Source organism: bacterium, from assembly GCA_023230585.1.
Taxonomy (GTDB): Bacteria; Ratteibacteria; UBA8468; order B48-G9; family JAFGKM01; genus JALNXB01.
On record JALNXB010000007.1, the window covers coordinates 38,780 to 58,053 of the forward strand.

General features: G+C 35.0%; 14 protein-coding genes and 2 pseudogenes. 12 read left to right on the forward strand and 4 right to left on the reverse strand.

What is annotated here, in order from left to right; translation table 11 throughout:
• Nucleotides 1-257: 257 nt before the first annotated feature.
• Nucleotides 258-1,910 carry an HAD-IA family hydrolase gene (locus M0P98_02950; protein MCK9265829.1) on the reverse strand — a complete coding sequence of 551 codons (1,653 nt, stop codon included), beginning with the start codon at nt 1,908-1,910 and terminating at the stop codon, nt 258-260.
• A gap of 290 nt (nt 1,911-2,200) precedes the next feature.
• Between M0P98_02950 and M0P98_02955 the strand changes: the two genes are divergently transcribed.
• From M0P98_02955 to M0P98_03010, 12 genes and pseudogenes are all read left to right on the forward strand, one after another.
• Nucleotides 2,201-4,909, forward strand: a complete 2,709-nt coding sequence (locus M0P98_02955; GenBank protein MCK9265830.1) for a cation-translocating P-type ATPase — start codon at nt 2,201-2,203, stop codon at nt 4,907-4,909.
• Nucleotides 4,910-5,219: 310 nt separating this feature from the next.
• Nucleotides 5,220-5,981: a serine/threonine protein kinase gene (locus M0P98_02960; GenBank protein ID MCK9265831.1), complete on the forward strand. Its 762-nt coding sequence runs from the start codon at nt 5,220-5,222 to the stop codon at nt 5,979-5,981.
• 2 nt (nt 5,982-5,983) lie between these two features.
• Nucleotides 5,984-6,721 carry a metallophosphatase family protein gene (locus M0P98_02965; protein ID MCK9265832.1) on the forward strand — a complete coding sequence of 246 codons (738 nt, stop codon included), beginning with the start codon at nt 5,984-5,986 and terminating at the stop codon, nt 6,719-6,721.
• Nucleotides 6,722-7,059: 338 nt separating this feature from the next.
• Nucleotides 7,060-7,146 (forward strand): annotated as a pseudogene (locus M0P98_02970) (prepilin-type N-terminal cleavage/methylation domain-containing protein).
• Nucleotides 7,132-7,881 (forward strand): DUF1559 domain-containing protein, encoded by a 750-nt coding sequence (locus tag M0P98_02975; GenBank protein ID MCK9265833.1) that lies wholly within the window; start codon nt 7,132-7,134, stop codon nt 7,879-7,881. Before M0P98_02970 ends, M0P98_02975 begins: the two are co-directional and overlap by 15 nt.
• A 45-nt stretch (nt 7,882-7,926) precedes the next feature.
• Nucleotides 7,927-8,013 (forward strand): annotated as a pseudogene (locus M0P98_02980) (prepilin-type N-terminal cleavage/methylation domain-containing protein).
• On the forward strand, nt 7,999-8,661 hold the full coding sequence (locus M0P98_02985; GenBank protein MCK9265834.1) for a DUF1559 domain-containing protein: 663 nt from the start codon (nt 7,999-8,001) through the stop codon (nt 8,659-8,661). Before M0P98_02980 ends, M0P98_02985 begins: the two are co-directional and overlap by 15 nt.
• Before the next feature lie 126 nt (nt 8,662-8,787).
• On the forward strand, nt 8,788-9,339 hold the full coding sequence (gene pyrR / locus M0P98_02990) for a bifunctional pyr operon transcriptional regulator/uracil phosphoribosyltransferase PyrR (protein MCK9265835.1): 552 nt from the start codon (nt 8,788-8,790) through the stop codon (nt 9,337-9,339).
• Nucleotides 9,305-10,228: an aspartate carbamoyltransferase catalytic subunit gene (locus tag M0P98_02995; GenBank protein MCK9265836.1), complete on the forward strand. Its 924-nt coding sequence runs from the start codon at nt 9,305-9,307 to the stop codon at nt 10,226-10,228. Before pyrR ends, M0P98_02995 begins: the two co-directional genes overlap by 35 nt.
• Complete coding sequence (locus M0P98_03000; protein ID MCK9265837.1) at nt 10,225-12,018, forward strand: ATP-dependent helicase; 1,794 nt, start codon at nt 10,225-10,227, stop codon at nt 12,016-12,018. Before M0P98_02995 ends, M0P98_03000 begins: the two co-directional genes overlap by 4 nt.
• 180 nt (nt 12,019-12,198) lie before the next feature.
• On the forward strand, nt 12,199-13,734 hold the full coding sequence (gene purH / locus M0P98_03005) for a bifunctional phosphoribosylaminoimidazolecarboxamide formyltransferase/IMP cyclohydrolase (protein MCK9265838.1): 1,536 nt from the start codon (nt 12,199-12,201) through the stop codon (nt 13,732-13,734).
• Nucleotides 13,735-14,519: 785 nt separating this feature from the next.
• Nucleotides 14,520-15,695, forward strand: a complete 1,176-nt coding sequence (locus M0P98_03010) for an NAD(P)/FAD-dependent oxidoreductase (GenBank protein ID MCK9265839.1) — start codon at nt 14,520-14,522, stop codon at nt 15,693-15,695.
• On the opposite strand, the gene M0P98_03015 is transcribed toward M0P98_03010, so the two are convergent.
• From M0P98_03015 to M0P98_03025, 3 genes are all read right to left on the reverse strand, one after another.
• Complete coding sequence (locus M0P98_03015) at nt 15,685-16,629, reverse strand: radical SAM protein (GenBank protein ID MCK9265840.1); 945 nt, start codon at nt 16,627-16,629, stop codon at nt 15,685-15,687. The genes M0P98_03010 and M0P98_03015 overlap by 11 nt on opposite strands.
• A 355-nt stretch (nt 16,630-16,984) precedes the next feature.
• Nucleotides 16,985-17,824: a creatininase family protein gene (locus tag M0P98_03020; protein ID MCK9265841.1), complete on the reverse strand. Its 840-nt coding sequence runs from the start codon at nt 17,822-17,824 to the stop codon at nt 16,985-16,987.
• A 16-nt stretch (nt 17,825-17,840) separates the two neighbouring features.
• Nucleotides 17,841-19,127, reverse strand: coding sequence for a hypothetical protein (locus M0P98_03025; protein MCK9265842.1), 1,287 nt, complete (start codon nt 19,125-19,127; stop codon nt 17,841-17,843).
• Nucleotides 19,128-19,274 lie beyond the last annotated feature (147 nt).

The window sequence follows — 19,274 nt, forward strand, 5'->3', positions numbered from 1 at the left end:
ACCTTACCTTTAATATAAAGGTTTTACCTGTGTTAACCCATACACACAGTTTTTCTGAATAATAGGTGGTTTTTAGCCACATTTGTTTACAAACTATGCTAAAACTTTATCATATTTTTTCATAAATTGTCAAATTAAAATGTCTATTCCCATACCAACAATAAAACCAATGCGATACTATTTCCCATTCTCTAAAAGGTTTTTATTGTAAATAAGAGAGCAAAAGACTTAAAAACTTAGTTGTTTAATATATTAACTTAAAGTTTGGTTATCTCATCTCTCTCAAAAACTGTTAGTTTTTTCTCTTCTTTCCCGCTTTTAATATATACACCATCTTTACCAACAACCTCTCCAATAATGGCACATTTTACTCCTTTAGTTTTCATAAATTCTGCCATTGCTTCCGCTTGGTTAACACCAATAATACCCACAATACATCCTGAAGATATTATGCCATACGGATTCAAATCAAAGATTGAAGCAAGTTCCCAGATATACGGATGAAAAATCAACTTTTCCTCTGTAAACTCAATACCTATCTTATATCTGTAAGCAAGTTCGTATAGGGCAGTTGACAAACCACCTTCGGTAGGGTCGTGCATGGCTTTGATTGGAAAGTTTTCCCATAACAATTTTGCTTCATTTAGAATATTAATACCAGGAATTTTTATAGAGTTAACCAATCTATCAAGTATCTCTACTTCAAAATGTTCTTTCAAAAATTCGTACTTCTCTCTTGCAATTATTGAAACAGCTTCTATACCTACTTCTCTAACAAGAAAAACCTTATCTCCTTCTTTTATAGCCTCTTCTCTTTTATGTCTATTTTTTATATTAACACCTGTAAGAAATCCGCAGGCAACATTGTTTTTTACCGATTCAGATATTTCTGTATGCCCACCTATCCAATTTATATTATACTTATTGCAATGGTAAGATATTTGAGAAAATACACCTTCAATTTCGTTTAATGTTGTGCCTTGCTGAAATATAAGACTACAGAGAAACCATCTTGGCATACCTCCCATAACAAGGATATCGTTGATGTTTACATTAACCAAATAAGTCCCTATATCACTTCCTACAAGAGTTATTGGGTCGGTCTTGGCAAAAAGGATATCAGCGTCTGGTTTAAAAACTGCGCAATCAACACCTATTTTAGGTCCCTCAATTACAGAAGAATCGTTTTTTATGTAAGTTTTTAAAAGATATTCAAGAAGACCATTAGGTAATTTACCTGTTTTTAAAGGTTTTATCCCAAAAAGATACCCAATATCTTCTAAATTTTCAAATATAAAATCTGCTTCTTCTTGTTCAAAATCATATCTTGTAAAATATTCAGAAACGATTCCACAAGAGAGAGCTTGAAAATTTTTTGCACTCTTTATATCCATAGAATGGTCGCCTACAACAAGAATTTCATTGTTCTTCAACCCCAATAACTTAGCAGTCTTCTCAAGGTGCTCACGGGCAGGTTTTACATTACAAACATCGTCCCTTGTTATTACAACATCACAAGATATATTAAATTTTTCAATAACACAATTTACTGCTTGCTTGCAGTTACGAGTAAAAATACCTATCTTAATCCCTTTTTCACTTAAATCTTTAATCAGTTTCAAACTACCCGGTAAAGGTCTTGCTTTTTCAGCGCTTCTTATCTCTTCATTGAGTAACGACATATTTATATCAGATATAAAATCTTCAGTCTTGTTATTTTCGCTATTATTTTTTCTTATATACTCGAGAAACTCCAAGATAGGTAAATTTTTATCTGGTATTTGAAAAGAGGCTTCCTCTGCTTTTTCCAGTAAATTTTTTTTCAATTTTTTAAAATCTATATGTATTGATACCAGAGTTCCATCAAAATCGAATATAACACCTTTAAGTTTGTTTAACTTTTTAGTCATTTTTCACCTTTATGTTTTCTTTACTCTTATACTTATACTATTATAACACCTCTTAAAACCAATTTAAAATAGTAATTTGACACAAAATAGAAAAAAATGCTTTAATAATGTATCAATTCGCATTTATAATGAACAGAATTTCGCTATGACAAAACAATAGTTGTTGACACTACTCATCTTTACAACTATTTTTATCCTTATAGTCATCGTCATTATAAATATTTCACAACTGTTTAATCACAGAAAAAAAAGAGACAACATAATTTTCCTACTATTAGGAATAACGCAAAATGAAGCAAATCTGGAATTTATCTATTGAAGATGTGCTTGAGTTAAAAAAAGCAAGTTTAACAGAAGGTCTTTCAGAAGAAGAGGCAAAACAACGACTCAAAAACTTCGGGTTAAATGAACTCGAAGATACTGGGGGGCGTTCCTCTCTAATAATATTTTTCGAACAATTTAAAGATTTTATTATTTGGGTACTCTTTTCTGCTGCTCTTATCTCTGGATTTCTTAATGAATGGGTAGATGCTATAGTTATATTTGCTATTATCATACTGAACGCTCTCTTTGGTTTTGTTCAAGAATATAGAGCCGAAAAATCTTTATCTGCATTAAAAAAACTTTCTTCTACTCAAGCAAAGACCCTCCGTAACAAACAATATATAATCATACCTTCCTCTAAACTTGTCCCTGGGGATATTGTTAAACTTGAATCAGGAGACAAAGTCCCTGCAGATAGTAGAATTGCTTGGCAAAGTTCAAATTTTAGGGTTCAAGAATCTACTATAACAGGCGAATCTCTCCCTATTGCCAAGAATGCTTCCACTATAAATGAGACAAAAATTTCCATAAGAGAAGCGTCTAATATGGTGCTTATGGGAACAACGGTAGTTTCTGGTAAAGCCACAGTAATAGTTGTTGATACTGGTATGAACACAGAAATAGGGAAAACAGGTAAAATAATAAAAGAGATAAAAAAAGAGACTACCCCTCTACAAAAAAAACTTGAAGAGTTTAGTAAAAAAATAGTGTTTGTCTGTTTTTTTCTTGTTTTCATCGTTTTTACTCTCCAATGGTTACGAGGAGGAAATTTAGCCGATATTTTCTTAACCTCTGTTAGCCTTGCTGTAGCTGCCATACCTGAAGGATTACCTGCTGTTGTTACAATAGTGCTGGCTTTAAGCGTTCAAAGAATGGTAAAACGGAATGTTCTTATAAGAAAACTCCCTTCTGTTGAAACATTGGGATGCACAACGGTTATATGTTCTGATAAAACTGGAACCTTAACAAAAGACGAAATGACAGTTAGAACGATTTTTGTAGATGATAAAACTTTTAATATTACTGGCGCTGGCTACAAACCAGAAGGCAAATATGAATTAAACGAATCCGAAATAGATTTAAAAAACTATCCTTACCTAAGAGAGTTACTACAAACCTCTATTTTGTGTAACAACGCTGAGTTGTTCAAAGATAACAACACATACAAAGTAAATGGAGACCCAACTGAAGCAGCCCTTTTAACAGCCGCAGCAAAAGTTGGTTTATGGAAAAAAACATTAGAAGAAGAGTTCATCTTTTTAGATGAGTTTCCTTTTGATTCAGAACGTAAAAAGATGACAGTTATACGAAAGAGTAAAAAAGATGATGGAAATATTTTTCTTTTCACAAAAGGTGCAGTAGAAGAACTCATCAAAGACTGTAATTTTATTGTAAAAGATGGACAGATACTTGATATTACTGAGATAGATATAAACAACATCATTGAAAAGAATAACCAATTTACTGATAAAGCAATGCGAGTCTTGGCTATTGCTTACAAAGAAATTGAAAATATACCTAATAACTATAACGCCACTTCATTAGAAACAGGGCTAACACTTATTGGGCTCACAGCAATGATAGACCCACCAAGGTTAGAAGCAAAGATTTCTATAGCCAAATGTAAACAGGCAGGCATAAGAACTGTAATGATAACAGGGGACCACAAAAACACAGCCTTAGCGATTGCTAAAGAACTTAATATATTAGAGAAGGATTCTATTGCTTTAACAGGTGAAGAATTGAACTCTTATGATGAGGCAACCTTATTAAGCAGAATAAAAAATATTTCAGTCTATGCGCGGGTTTCTGCTGGACATAAATTAAGGGTTGTAAGGGCTTGGCGTAAAGCAGGTGAGGTTGTTGCTATGACTGGCGACGGTATTAACGATGCGCCAGCAGTTAAGCAAGCAGATATCGGTGTGGCTATGGGAATAACAGGCACCGATGTCACAAAAGAGGTTTCTGATATGGTAATTAGGGATGATAATTTTGCATCAATAGTTGCTGCAGTAGAAGAAGGGAGAGGTATTTATGATAACATAAAAAAGTTTGTCCACTACCTTCTCTCTTGTAATACAGGGGAGATTCTTGTAATGCTTGTTGCTGCCCTTGTAGGATTACCTATTCCTCTTCTTCCTATACATATTCTCTGGATAAATCTTGTAACAGACGGTTTACCAGCGTTAGCGCTTGGAATGGAACCTATAGATAAATCAATAATGTCTCGGCCGCCAAGAAACCCAGAAGTTTCAATAATTTCCAAAAAGATGGCAATATTAATATTGGTTCAAGGAGTTTTTATGTCATTATGCGTTCTATTAGCGTTTACATTTATACTTTTTGTTGAAAAAGGCAGTGAAGGGAGAGCAAGAACAGGAGCTTTCGTTGTCCTTGCTTGTTCTCAACTGTTCCACTCTTTCAACTGTCGAAGCCTTACAAAATCCATTTTCAAACTTGGAATATTCAGTAATACCAAATTGATACTCGCAACCCTTGCATCTTTTTTATTACAAATAGGTGCTGTATCTATTCCGAAAGCACAAAAAATATTCAAAACAGAACCTCTCGGGACATTAGACTGGTTCATTGTTTTGCTTATATCAACATTTCCGCTTTTTGCTATGGAGATAAGTAAATATATTTTAGAAAAAAAGAAGATATCCTTTGAGTAATACATACTGGTACCCAATATCCTAAAATATAAAAAAGGTTTAGATTATTCAATTGGCAAAACAAATTGTAAAGAGGTATAATAAAAGTATAAGCAAACAAAAAAACAAAACAATAGTGCAGAGGATAAAAAAGGAGGATTAGGAAGAGAGGTAAAGTTATACAAAAATTATTTAATATATTGTCATTTTAGAAGATTTTTAAAGAACTATAATTCATAACCTAATAAAACCATTCGCTTTTCTCCTTCCTCTACAACAATCCTCTTAATTCTATTTTATTAATCTTTATATTTAATAGAAAGGGGTTTTAATGTCTTATCACAATAATTCATCTACATTGATTGGGACTACTGTTTCAGATTACACTGTAGAGGAAAGAATCTGGCAAGGTGCAACTTCAACTGTATACAAATGTACAAGCGCAAATGGTAAAGCTAAATATGGGAATATTGCTGCTTTAAAAGTTTTACATCCATACAGAAGAGAGCCAATACAAATAAAAAGGTTTGCAAAAGAAGCACAAATACAAAAAAAGTTGAACCATAAGAATATAATACAGGTCTATTTTTATGGAAAAACTGGGCTTTCATTTTTTATTTTTATGGAGTATGTTGGAGGTAAAAACATTAGAAATTTTTTACAAAATTCAAGTGTCAACGATAAACAATCGCTAAAAATGCTAAAAGAGGTTGCGGAAGCCCTTGAGTTTACGCACAACAAAAATATTATACATAATGATATAAAACCTGAAAACATCCTTTACGACCCAACCACAAACTCTTTCAAACTTACTGATTTTGGTTACGCACGCCCTATACAAAGGTGGTTTAGAAAAACAGAACATTCGGGTGGGACTGCAGGCTATATGGCTCCAGAGAGAAAACAAGGTGTATTTAATCAAAGAAGCGACATTTACTCTTTTGGTGTTGTTATGAAAGAAGTTTTGACAGATAAAATTAAAGATTATAAACCTGAATTAATTTTTAATAAAGCTACTCAAAAAAACCCAGATAAGAGATATGCATCTTTTACAGAACTAATAAAAGATATAAACAATTATCTGTACCAATAATTATGAAAATAGGTATAATCTCAGATATTCACGGAAATTTGGAAGCATTGAAAGCATCCTTAGATTTTCTTGAAGATAAGACAGACACCATTGTTTCTCTCGGCGATATTGTGGGATACGGACCAGACCCAGAAACCTGCGTAGAGATAGTCTCTCAGAAAGCCTCCATTTTAGTGAGAGGTAACCACGAAGAATATCTTGTTCGTGATGATATGTCTGCCCTTAAAGAAACTGCACGGCTTGCTCTTATATGGACAAAAGAACATTTACCGTCTTCCTTTATAGAAGGTTTTAAAGAATGGCAAGAGAAGGTTGAAAAAAGTGGGGTTCTTTACGCTCACGCATCTGTTTCAAATCCATTATTCAAATATCTTGTTTCTATTAAAAGTGTCTCAGAAGAGTTTTCTATTCTTCAACAGAACATCTGCTTTGTGGGACATACCCATTTGCCCGGAGGGTTTAAACAAAGTATATCCGATGGTAAAATTGAAACAATCCTACCTACCTTCAGTGGTACCCTTGAAGTTGATATAAAACAAGATTATAAATATATCATCAACACAGGAAGCGTTGGACAACCAAGAGATGGACTGCCTTTTGCTTGTGTGGGTATACACGACTTAGAAGAACAAACAATTGTGCTACACAGAATCACATATCCGCTAAAAACAACAAGAGACAAAATCATAAAACGAGGGCTCCCTTCTATTCTTGCAAAAAGAATTATGCAAGGTATATAAGTGCATTTTTATGCAATATCAGTAAACATCGTTCAGAGCCGATAGTCTGCCTCACTGGTTTGTAGGAATAGGGGAAACCCACTCAAACTTCCCCCCCTCCCTCAGAAAAACTATGGGACAAGTCCCTCGGACATACTCGAGGCAACTCTCGCTTAAAAACATTTGACAAAATTGAGAGAGAAAGAGTAAAATAAGAGTAAAGGTAAAATCTGTCTTATGGCAAGATGATTTGAGTTTTTATGCTGTTGTATAAAAAACAAGTTTATTATAACTCTGTGTAACATAACACTTTCTTTGAAAAAATATCTGTATAAATTTGAGAAAAGGAGGTGAGAATAATGAGAAAGAAAGAAGGTTTTACTCTCATTGAATTGTTAGTAGTGATTGCTATTATAGCTATTTTAGCGGCTATGCTACTTCCTGCTCTCAGCAAAGCAAGAGCAAAGGCAAAAGCATCTGTATGTCTAAACAACCTTAAGCAATTAGGGTTAGCGCTTCTAATATACGCCCAAGATTGGAACGGATGGTTCCCAACATATTATGGTTTTGACGATGAAGCAAAATGGCCAACCTCTACTCAGTTAGGTTATTTTTCTGCAAATACCAATATGTCTCTTGCTCTTCTTACGGGACAGTTAAATCCTGCTACACCCAAGTTTGAAACTCCGCAGTATGTGACAGACTACAAACTTTTTGTCTGCCCGAGTTCCAGACTTGACGATGAACCTAACACAGATTACAGCCCCGGTGCTCTATATAGAAGCGGTTCACTAACAGTATTACAAGCAACCGCACCAAGTAGTTGTTCTTATCTTTACGCTTCTGGATTAAATGTACAAACACATCCTGAAACGGTCATAATGGCTGACGCTCCTGTGCAGGGTTCAGGAATAGGTTACGGGTGGAGGCTTTACAAGGCAAGGGATAATCACGGACTTGACGGGTTTAATGTTCTTTATGTTGATGGAAGGGCAGTTTGGATTACAACTACAGGTGTACCCAAAAGTGGTACAGGGATAGGTCAATGGATGTCCATCAGAAGATCTCAATTCCCGTTCTCTCCTTGTCAGGGAAACAATTTTTATTTAGGAAACACAAGTCCTGTACTGAAGGACCCTAAATCTACTCATTTAAGGTTTCTCTCGCCTGTTTACTGGTAAGAGAGAGTCAAAAAACAGTTCTTTAAATAAGCGAGGTGATAAAAAATGAGAAAAAAAAGAGGTTTTACGTTGATAGAACTCCTTGTGGTCATAGCCATTATAGCCATATTGGCAGCAATGCTTCTGCCTGCACTCAGTAAAGCAAGAGAGCGTGCAAAAGCGGCAACATGCACAAATAACCTTAAACAGGTAGGGATAGGGCTTCTTTTGTATGCTGAGGATTGGAAGGGATGGGTGCCTTTAAGGTTAAACTCTTGCGTTCCCACATTGTCAAATACATACAGGACATATGGTGATTTGAGAAATTACCTATCGCCCACCGTGATTTGTTGTCCGACTACTCTTCCATACCAATATACGACTTCAAAACCTGATTCTTACTACGGTTTCAGGACAGCGGCTAACAGTCTATCTGCTTTTCGTGCTTTCAACGGGGCAGGAGGATGGGTCAAGTCTGACGCAGTTGAATACCAAGCAGATTTTTGGATTATTGGAGACTCTATCACCATTCCCAATGGAGGGTTAGCGTCTGGTATGCCGGGCACAACCTATTACCTACACCAACGGTTTAACGTTTCTCCTGGAAGTGCAACTATGGCATCTGGTGGCGGCACTGCGGATTTCCGCCACAACGGATTGATAAACCTTCTCTTTATTGACGGTCATGTTGAATCTGTAACAGAAGACAGGTTTATTACCGCAACAAGGGTTCACTCTACTGATCTAACTTCTTGGTGGATACAGAGAAAGAACAAAACGCCCCACAAACTTACTTGGTAAATTAAATAAAAAACGGGAATAGGCTGCTTTTTATAACAGAAAGGTAATCGTTCTTTTTTTGTTTATAGTTTTCTCTTAAAACTAACCATAATTTAACTTATTTAACTTATATGGTATTATATTGTTATGATAAAAAAAATAATGGATGAAACAGAAATGGAATCTATTATGAGAAGTTCTGCCACTACCATCCAAAAAAAATTGGGTAGAAAAAACTTTGTTATAATTGGTATTAAAAGAAGAGGCGCTATATTGGCAGACAGGCTCAAATGTTTATTAGGTAATCCTGAAATTCCTGTGGGGTACCTTGATATAAATTTATATAGAGATGATTTCAGTAAGATAGGTTCACATCCAATAGTTTCACAGACAGATATTTTTTTTGATATAGATAGAAAAAACGTTCTGTTGATTGATGATGTGCTCTTTACTGGTAGAACTATAAGAGCCGCATTAGACGCTATCACTGACCTTGGCAGACCATCTATGGTAAAACTTTTTGTGCTTATAGATAGAGGTCATAGAGAGCTTCCCATAGAAGCAGACTTTATAGGTAAATTTATTACAACTACATCAAAAGAGATGGTGGAAGTAAAGGTAAAAGAGATTGATGATAAAGATGAAATTCTACTTTTAAATAAAAATGGCATGGCAAGCAAAAGACCTGATAGGACTTGAATACCTCTCACGGAAAGATATAGAAAATATTCTTGAAACTGCTCTATCGTTTAAAGAAATAAGTAGCAGACCAATCAAAAAAGTGCCCGCTTTAAGAGGCAAAACAATAGTCAACCTTTTTTTTGAACCGAGCACAAGAACAAAAACTTCGTTTGAGTTGGCAGCAAAACGGCTTTCAGCAGATATTTTAAGTTTTGAAGTTGCTACTTCGAGCGTTTCAAAAGGAGAGACCATTGTTGATACCGCTCAAAACATTGAAGCTATGAAAGTGGATTGTTTTGTTGTTAGGCATTCAATTTCAGGTGCTCCTGAAATTATTAGCAGAAACGTCTCTTCAGCAGTTATAAACGCAGGAGACGGGTGCCACGAACATCCTACTCAGGCATTACTTGACCTTTTTACTGTCAAAGAGAGTTTAGGAAATATTGAAGGTATAAAGGTTGCCATTATAGGCGATATCTTTCACAGTAGGGTTGCAAGGTCTAATATATGGGGTTTTAACAAATTAGGTGCAAAGATTTATCTTTGTGGTCCGCCAACAATAATTCCAGCAGACATAGATAAAATGGGAGTTACTGTTACCTATAACATAGAAGAAGCTTTAAAAGATGCTGATGTTGTTTATATTTTAAGGCTTCAAAAAGAGAGACAGAAAGAAAACTACCTTTCGTCTTTAAAAGAGTATAGTATGTTTTATGGTATCGACAAAGATAAATATAAACTTATCAAACAAGGTGCGCTTATAATGCATCCAGGTCCAATGAACCGTGGAGTTGAAATTAAATCTGAAATAGCTTCAACAAAAAACTCCCTAATATTAAATCAAGTTACAAACGGTATAGCAGTAAGAATGTCTGTACTATATCTCACCATAGGAAGTATTAAATGAATAGCAGGTTTTTCCCCACTTTAGATTATTCAAAAGAACTAAACTCTGAGCAACTACAGATAGTTAAAGAAGCGGAAGGTCCTTGCCTTGTATTAGCAGGGGCTGGTTCTGGCAAAACAAGGGTACTTGTATATAGGGTTTGTTACCTTATTGAACAAGGTATACCCCCTGCTTCTATAATGCTTGTTACTTTTACCAATAGAGCCGCTAACGAAATGATACATAGGATAGAAGAGTTAACAGATTTTTATCCTAACAATCTTTGTGCTGGCACATTCCATCGTGTAGGGAACTCTTTTTTAAGACGTTATTCTCAATATTTAAATATGCCTGCCAATTATATAATTATTGATGAGGCAGATAGTATCTCTATTATAAAAGATATTGTTTCCCGTTACCCAAATAAGGATAAATTACCCAAACCAGCAAAAATAAAAAGTATTTTAAGTTTCTCTACTAACACTTGTGTTGATCTTAGAAAAATTATAGGTAGCAGAGAGTTTAAATATATTTCTTTAGCATCACAGTTGGAAAGTATTTTTACCGAATATAAGAAAAGAAAAAGAGAAGCCAACCTTCTTGATTTTGACGATATTTTACTCTTCTGGTATGCCTTAATGAAAGATGAAAATATAGGTAGAGATATCTCAGAAAAGTTTAGATATATACTTGTTGATGAATACCACGACACAAACACTCTTCAATCAAAAATTTTATACCAACTTACCAAAATAAACCAGAATATTACTGTTGTAGGAGATGATGCCCAAAGTATCTACTCTTTTAGAGGTGCTACTATTGAAAATATATTAAAATTTCCTGAAAAATACCCTAACGCTAAAACTTTCTATCTATACACCAATTACCGTAGCACCCCTCAGATTTTACATCTATCAAATAAGATAATTGCTAAAAATAAATTTCAGTATGAGAAACATCTTAAAAGCACAAAACAGAGCGGTATTAAACCTTTAATAGTCCAATGTTATGCAGCTGAAGATGAAGCAATGTTTGTATCTAATAAAATTGCAGAGTTAATAAAATCGGGTGTTCCACCTTCAGAAATTGGGGTTCTGTTTAGGTCAAGATACCAAGCAGCTAAATTAGAGATTGATATGAATAGAATAAAAACACCTTATATAATTAGAGGTGGCTTAAGATTTTTTGAGCAAGCCCACATCAAAGATGTAATCGCATATCTTAGGTTGGTTGAAAATTTTAAAGACACAGTTGCATGGAAAAGAATCTTCGCTTTAACACAAGGGGTAGGACCTAAAACATCTGAAACACTTTTAGATATTATAGATAATTCAAAGAGTTTAAACGATTTTTCAGATAAAATTTCTTCCAAAAACTTATCGCCAAAAATTAGAAACAATGTCACTGATATCTTAAAACTTTTAAATAAATTAGGTACTTCTGAAATATCTGTTGCTATAGATTATATTATGAAAGAAAAATATTTTGAATACCTTGAAAAACAATATGACGAATTTATAGAAAGGGAAGAAGATATTGAGATGTTAAAATCAATATCAAAATCTTATGGTAACCTTTCTGATTTTCTTGCAGAGGCTTCTCTTCAGGAACATTCCAAAGGAGAAAACACCTCTATAAATATGCCTGTTATCTTATCCACCATACACCAAGCAAAAGGTCTTGAATGGAAAGTCGTCTTTATTATAGGGGTATCCCAAAACCATTTCCCGTACTCATACAAATATGCTACAGAAGATTTTGAAGAAGAAAGAAGAGTTTTTTATGTAGCAACAACAAGAGCAAAAGAATAGTTAGATATATCTTTTTGTTTGAAGAACTACCACGATAACTCTTTCAACGGAAAATCTGTATTTATAGAAGAAATACCTAAAGAAGCTTATCAGGAACTAAGTTTTTCACCGCACTACCCTAAACCAACTAATTTTTTATATAAAAAGACATACTGGTAATATTAAAGGAGAAGAACTGTTATGATAAAGATAAGAAGAGCTATATTAAGTGTTTCGGATAAAAAAAACATTTTAGAAATTGCTCAATTTTTAAAAAAAAATAACGTAGAAATACTTTCTACTGGAGGTACCTCTAAATATTTAGAAAGTAACGGGGTAGAAGTTCAAGATATTTCTGATTTTACAGGGTTTCCAGAAATACTTGATGGGCGAGTAAAAACATTACACCCCAAAATTTACGGAGGTATCCTTAGCATAAGGGACAACACTGAACACGAAAAACAGATGTCAGAAAACAATCTTCTACCTATAGACCTTGTCATCTGCAACCTGTACCCATTTGAAGAGACTCTCAAAAAGGGTGGAACTGACGCAGAAATTATAGAAAATATAGATATAGGTGGACCAACTATGATAAGGGCTGCTTCAAAAAATTTTAAGAATGTATGTGTATTATCTAATCCAGAACAGTATGAACAGTTTAAAGAAGAGATGGATAAAAACAATGGTCATGTAAGCGAAACATTCTCTTTTGAATGCGCAAGAGAAGTCTTTAGGCATACAGCCAGATATGATTTTATTATATCTTCTTTTTTCGATAAACAGACAGGTCAAGAAACACTCCCAGATAGTTTAGATTTACGGCTTCTAAAAGTAGAGAACCTTAGGTACGGTGAAAACCCGCACCAGAAAGCAGCCTGGTATAGATTTGAAGGTCAGGCAATGTTTCCTCGTAAACAGTTTCAAGGTAAAGAACTATCTTTTAACAATCTGCTTGATATGGAAGCCACATATACTCTTGTCAACCAATTACCTTTAAATAGTTGTGCTATAATAAAACACTCTAATCCTTGCGGTGCGGCTACTGGAGAATCCCTATTAGACGCTTATACTAAAGCCCTACAAACAGACGACTTAAGTGCTTTTGGTGGCATATTAGGTTTTAACGGCAAGGTAGACAAACAAATATCTTTAGAGATAATCAAAAGGTTTTATGAGGTGGTTATTGCTCCTGGTTACGATGAGGATGCTCTCGAAATTTTTAAAGAGAAAGGTAATTTAAGAATTATAGAGAGCCCTAATATGTTTCCTTTAAAATATGATTTCAGAACACTTAACGATGGTTTTCTTATTCAGACCCCTGATGAAAAAATATACGAAAAATTTGAAATAGTCACAGAAAAAGAACCCACAAAACAAGAGTTAGAAGCATTAAATTTTGCGTGGATAGTATGTAAATTTGTTAAATCTAACGCTATTGTTCTCGGCAGTAAAAAGCGCACAATAGGTATTGGTGCAGGACAGATGTCAAGATACGATTCAGCCAGAATTGCAGTAATGAAGATGAAAGATAATTTCAAAGAACCAATTGAACCTCTTGTAATGGCTTCAGACGCTTTCTTTCCTTTCCCCGACAGCATCCAAGTAGCCAAAGAAGCTGGAGTGACATCCGTTATCCAACCGGGCGGTTCTATAAAAGATAAAGAGGTCATCTCTGCCTGTAATAAACTTGGTATATCAATGGTTTTGACAGGGACCAGACATTTTAAACACTAAAAAAGGGACAAAAAAGTATGGGGTGTCTACTCACTCTGGTGCTACGGCGCATACACCTTCTACACAACAATCGGGCACTCTGAGAACTTACCCTTCTGCACAAAGGGCGTCTCCGAAGGGTTCAACAGGCTCAGAGTAGGGGAACAAAAGGCTTGAACCTTTTGTTAACAGCCCGATTCTTGCTTGAGTTGTAGTAGCACCTCGCAATTCGTGAATAGACAAAAAAATAATAAGGATAAATACGAGGGTTGCCACGTCATTAGAAGGCATTCCTCGCAATGCCACAAAACGGCAGATAAGAGCATAAAAGAAAAGCGTATGGGGTGTCTACTCACTCCCCTTTTTTGCCCTCTACCCTTGAGGATGTTTGGGGTAGTAAGTCCCCAAGAGTTTGCAGAGAGGTTAATGGGATGAGGCTTGTCCGCCGAAGCTTGCATTGTAGCGTAGGTGGAAGGGCTGTTAGCAACTTAACCAAAAACGAAAGACTGAACGATAAAGGATGAGGTTACCCCTATATGTCATTCCGGACTTGATCCGGAATCTCGTTTTTACGCTGTATCTATTACCAGCGTGGATTAAGTTAGAGATCCTGAAACAAGTTCAGGATTACAAATTTTGCGTTCGGACGACAAAATGGGCGAATAGAAGGCACCCCCCATTCCGTCTTTGCGAGTGTTTATCCTATAGTCGTCTTACTCAAGTGTAGTGAAAAGGAATTAAAATTAATGGAAGAAAAAAAAGAATATTTTGATGTTATAGTAGTTGGTGCAGGTCCTGCAGGGTGTATGGCTGCAATAAAAGCAAGCGAAAACAATAAGAGAGTACTTCTTCTTGAAAAAAATAATGATATCTGTAAAAAACTCCTTTTAACTGGCAATAAACGGGGGAACATAACCAATCTAAGTACTCTTGACGAGTTTTTTCCTAAATATAGGAACGGTAATTTTTTAAGGAATGGTTTTGCTCGGTTTTTCAATTCTGACCTTATAGATTTTTTTGAATCTAATGGGCTAAAAATAAAAGTTGAACGGGGAAAAAGAGTATATCCTGCCAGCGAAAAAGCAGAAGATATAGCCAATCTTTTTAAAGTTCTTATTGCTGAAAAGAAGATACATTTGCACCTTAGAAGTAGCGTCACAAATATAAGTTACAGAAGAAAAATCTTTGAACTAACAACATCAAAAAACTCTTTTGCTTGCGAAAAATTAGTAATATGTTGTGGTGGAGCAAGTTTTCCAGATACTGGCTCAGAAGGAGACGGATATATATGGGCTAAAGATCTTGGGCATACAATTATTGACCCTCTTCCTGCTTTATGTGGAATTATCACTGAAGAGTGGTACGTAAAAAAATGGCAAGGAACAACTCTTAAAAATATAGTGATACAGGCAGAACTTGAAGGTAAAAAAATTGGCGAAGAATTTGGAGAAATAATATTTACTCATTATGGAATAAGTGGTCCAGCTGCCTTAAACCTTAGCAGGATAATATCAGAAAATAAGGATAAAGGTCTTTTAAATATAGTAATAAACCTAAAACCAGGTCTTGATGATAAAACTCTCGATAACCGTCTAATAAGAGAACTTGAAACCAACTCAAAAAAACAGCTTAAAAACCTTTTTAAAAACCTCTTACCGCTTGCATTAATTTCACCTTTTTTGAGGTATGCTAAACTTGATGAAGAAAAACTTGCTTCTTCAATAACAAAAGAAGAGCGTAAAAGAATATTGGACTGTCTTCAAAGGTTCAGTTTTGTAGTAAAAGATACTCGTTCTTTTAATGATAGTATGGTAACAAGAGGCGGGGTAAAAACTAAAGAGATAAATCCTAAAACAATGGAATCCAAAATTGTTCCTAAACTATACTTTGCAGGCGAAGTTATAGATATAGATGGCAAAACCGGAGGATACAACCTTCAAGCAGCGTTTACTACTGGATATGTTGCTGGAGTTAGTGTGTAAAATTTCTTAAATAGTACCTTTCACCTCTATACTCTATTTCTCTTGCTTTTTTTTCTGTTACAAGGTTTTTTATAACATCCCACGTCTTCCCAGCTTTCTTTAAAAGTTCTTCCACCTGTTTACTGCTCATTGGATGAACAGATATAATATTTAAAATATCTTTCTCCACATCACCCGTATACCCAAACTCTACATCACCTATTCCTAAGATTAGTTCAGTATTCAGTTGAAACTCAGTAAAAATTAGGTACGCCTTGTTGATGATTTCAATACAAGGAGGTGAGACCCAATCTTCAGCAGGTGGTCTTGTAGGAATACCTATATAGGCAACCGAAGGGTTTAACCCTTTTATAAAATTAGCTACCTTTCTTAATTCTTCCTCAGAATCGTTAATATCTTTTACAAGCAATGTTTCTGTTAACAACTTGCCTTTATATTCTCTTCTAAATATCTCAATCCCTTCTAATACTTTTTTGTAATCAAGGTTTTCTGCAGGCCTATTTATCTTACCCCAAACATTTGCCTCAAAAGCATCAACCTTAATAGAAACAAGGTCGGCTTTATTTAAATCTGCACGAACATCTTTATCCCAAAGAAGAGAAGCATTTGTTATAACCGCAATTTTTATTCCAAATTTTTTCAACTCTTCTATCTCTTTCCCAATATTTATATCAAGAGTAGGTTCACCGTCGGGCACAAAGGTTATATAATCGATTTTTTCTTTTTTCTCTTGTAATATTTTAATAATACTACCAACCTCTCCAACTATCTTTTCAACAGGATAGAAGGCTCTCCTTTCTGAGGTAACATTGTCTGTCCTTCCTATCTGGCAATATAAACAGGAATAACTACATACTTTATATGGTATATTGTTGACTCCTAAACTCTGTCCTAACCTTCTTGAAGGAACAGGACCAAAAACTATTCTTTCCATTTTAAAATCCTTTAAAAAACTACGTTCTGCCAAATTTATCTATGCTTTAAACTATAGTTGCGAGCAGTTTATCTTATACACAATTGTTTACTTTCCAATACACTCTTAAAGACGGCAACAAGACGAAGGTCCGACCTTCGTGATTACCACATACTTTTTCCCTTCCAATTTGTAATCCTGAACTTGTTTCAGGATCTCTAACTTAATCCACGCTGGTAATAGATACAGCGTAAAAACGAGATTCCGGATCAAGTCCAGAATGACATACAAAGGAAGTCTCCGCCTTTATCTTTATGAGCATTCTTTTTTGACACAACCAAAAACTATTGACATAATTATAATAAAAAAAGAACAACTACGTCTGCTTCAATTCTACTTTCTTATATTTCCCGTCATATTTTTTTTCAAGTTTTTTTATTTTATCTATTATTAACCTAACAGCTTCATTTACAACCTCTTTACCCAGTTTTTCAGAAGCTTTTTTAGGGTTACCTATAACACCTACCTTAACTTTTGGATGAGATATTGTCCGTGGAATTACAACGTCTTCATCTACAATTTTCTCTGCATACCAACCTTTAAGTTGCATTTTTCTAACAGCATCTGTGTCCCGTTCCATCTCTTCCATCCGTACAAGGTGAGGAGCAACAGCAAGCATCATAGAAGTTTCAAGCCAACCTGCATGCCAATCTTGGTCCTTAACAGCTTGTTTCCATCCTTTCCCAGATTCGTCAAAACTCCATACAGGAAACATTGACACCATAACATCAGAAAATATAGGATTGCTTTTCAATAACAGTTTTACTGAAATATCTATAACTTTTAGGTTCTCCCCGCCTCCGTGTCCTAAAAAAATATATATTTTCTTAAACCCTTGCGAAGCAAGAGAAATCAGTATATCAGAAATCACAAGAGCAGTAACAGAAGGTGAGATATTTATTGTTCCGGGTAAAGAACCACCAGAAAAAGAGGTGTAGAAGACTGGCGCCATCAGAATATTCATTTTTTCAGCAACTAACCGTCCTACTTCACGCGCCATTAAAGCGTCTGTGATAAGAGGTAAGTGGTAACCGTGTTGCTCTATAATCCCAATAGGTAATATTATAGAATTGTTTTTTGTTAGATATTCTCTTACTGTTTTAACAGTCATCTCTTCCATTATTGGAAACCCCACTTTCTTCTTATCTTTACTCATCCTTATCTCCTTAAAATTACTTTTCTTTTGAAAGTTCATTCAACATCTCAATGACTTTATCAACCATCATCTCAACACCTTCTGCAGAGGCTTTGTTACCTCGAGTAACCAACGGTTCATACCCGCCTTCCAGCCACGCTTTTTTAGTAACCAAATACCCGAGAGTATCTGCACCTAATTCAACAGGATATGTCCAACCAAAGGGGCTCTCTTTTTTTATTTTTAACCCTGATTCAACAAAAGTCTCCCCAGGAAGAGATGTAAACCCTATATCGCCAATTCGCCAAGCCTGCAAAATAGTTACATCTTCTTTTTTTCCTTCTTTTCTTATATGTTCCAGTTCGTTGAAAAAATATTGTTGTGATTCTTCTGACCATCCAGAATCAGATATCCTTTTCTCTTGGGCACTTCCAAAATCTCTTCTTGGCACAACCACCTCTTTTTTTATTGCTGAAAGTTTTAAAGGAATATTTTTAGGGTTACGTTTTTCAAGCGCTGGAATTATTTTTTCTGCAAGTTTATCACCAACCGCTCTATGCTTTAAATCATTTGAGTTTATATCTGCAAATGTTCCAGGGAGAAACAGAGTTACTACCTGTTTACCAAACCTTTCATTAATCCTTGAAGCAACAACAGCAGGATAATCTCCACTAAATCTTGGTCCAAAATTTGTGTTGGTATGTAGAGTAAAATGGAACATCACAGACATTAGGTTTCCTTCTTCATCATCAAAAGCAAGTATACCTATCTCGGGGTCAGTAAAACCAGAAGAACCAAGGGATTGTTCTTCTTCAGGTGCCTGCTGTAAGTTCCAGGTATTTATTACTTTACCGTCCTTAAAAGATACTCTACGATTATGTCCTAACCCGTAATGAAAACTTCTCTGACGGCTAAACCTTGCAGGTTTCTTTGATGAATCAGCAACAACTACAGATTCAACTGCCTTTCCGCATAAAGAAGTTAACCAATCCATATTTACATTGTCATTTTTAGTTGAGGTGGGTATAGTATATGGTCCTGTATGAGTATGTGATGTTGTCCAGATTATATGGCTTGCAGGAATACCTGTCTTCTCTGAAGCGATTGAAACAAAAGCATCTCCAAATTCTCGAGAAAGTTTCACAAGGTCAAAAACAACATATACCAACCTTTCTCCATTAGACTCCAAAACTATTGATTTTACGTAAAGAGGGTCCTCAATGCCTATAGATATTCTCGGTTTGAGACTTCCAGCCAGAGGTGTCCCAACCGGGGGTGTAATGTCAACTTCAGATGTTCCTACCAATAACTTGTTTTTTACCATTTTAATCGTCTCCTGTAAGTTATAAGTAAACATTGCGTATAAATGAATTATACACCTTTTAACACCTCTGTCAAACAAAATTTAACTTGATTAAAGATGTGAAGTTTTGTATACTGATACTGTTAAATTACTTTTTAAAACCAAATT

Coding starts and splice junctions, on each gene's coding strand:
- M0P98_02975 (MCK9265833.1), top strand. CDS start 7,132: ATGCTACTTCCTGCTCTCAGCAAAGCAAGAGCAAAGGCAAAAGCATCT.
- M0P98_02960 (MCK9265831.1), top strand. CDS start 5,220: ATGTCTTATCACAATAATTCATCTACATTGATTGGGACTACTGTTTCA.
- M0P98_03015 (MCK9265840.1), bottom strand. CDS start 16,629: ATGGAAAGAATAGTTTTTGGTCCTGTTCCTTCAAGAAGGTTAGGACAG.
- M0P98_03010 (MCK9265839.1), top strand. CDS start 14,520: ATGGCTGCAATAAAAGCAAGCGAAAACAATAAGAGAGTACTTCTTCTT.
- M0P98_02955 (MCK9265830.1), top strand. CDS start 2,201: ATGAAGCAAATCTGGAATTTATCTATTGAAGATGTGCTTGAGTTAAAA.
- M0P98_03025 (MCK9265842.1), bottom strand. CDS start 19,127: ATGGTAAAAAACAAGTTATTGGTAGGAACATCTGAAGTTGACATTACA.
- M0P98_03020 (MCK9265841.1), bottom strand. CDS start 17,824: ATGAGTAAAGATAAGAAGAAAGTGGGGTTTCCAATAATGGAAGAGATG.
- M0P98_02950 (MCK9265829.1), bottom strand. CDS start 1,910: ATGACTAAAAAGTTAAACAAACTTAAAGGTGTTATATTCGATTTTGAT.
- M0P98_02985 (MCK9265834.1), top strand. CDS start 7,999: ATGCTTCTGCCTGCACTCAGTAAAGCAAGAGAGCGTGCAAAAGCGGCA.
- pyrR (MCK9265835.1), top strand. CDS start 8,788: ATGATAAAAAAAATAATGGATGAAACAGAAATGGAATCTATTATGAGA.
- M0P98_02995 (MCK9265836.1), top strand. CDS start 9,305: ATGGCATGGCAAGCAAAAGACCTGATAGGACTTGAATACCTCTCACGG.
- M0P98_02965 (MCK9265832.1), top strand. CDS start 5,984: ATGAAAATAGGTATAATCTCAGATATTCACGGAAATTTGGAAGCATTG.
- M0P98_03000 (MCK9265837.1), top strand. CDS start 10,225: ATGAATAGCAGGTTTTTCCCCACTTTAGATTATTCAAAAGAACTAAAC.
- purH (MCK9265838.1), top strand. CDS start 12,199: ATGATAAAGATAAGAAGAGCTATATTAAGTGTTTCGGATAAAAAAAAC.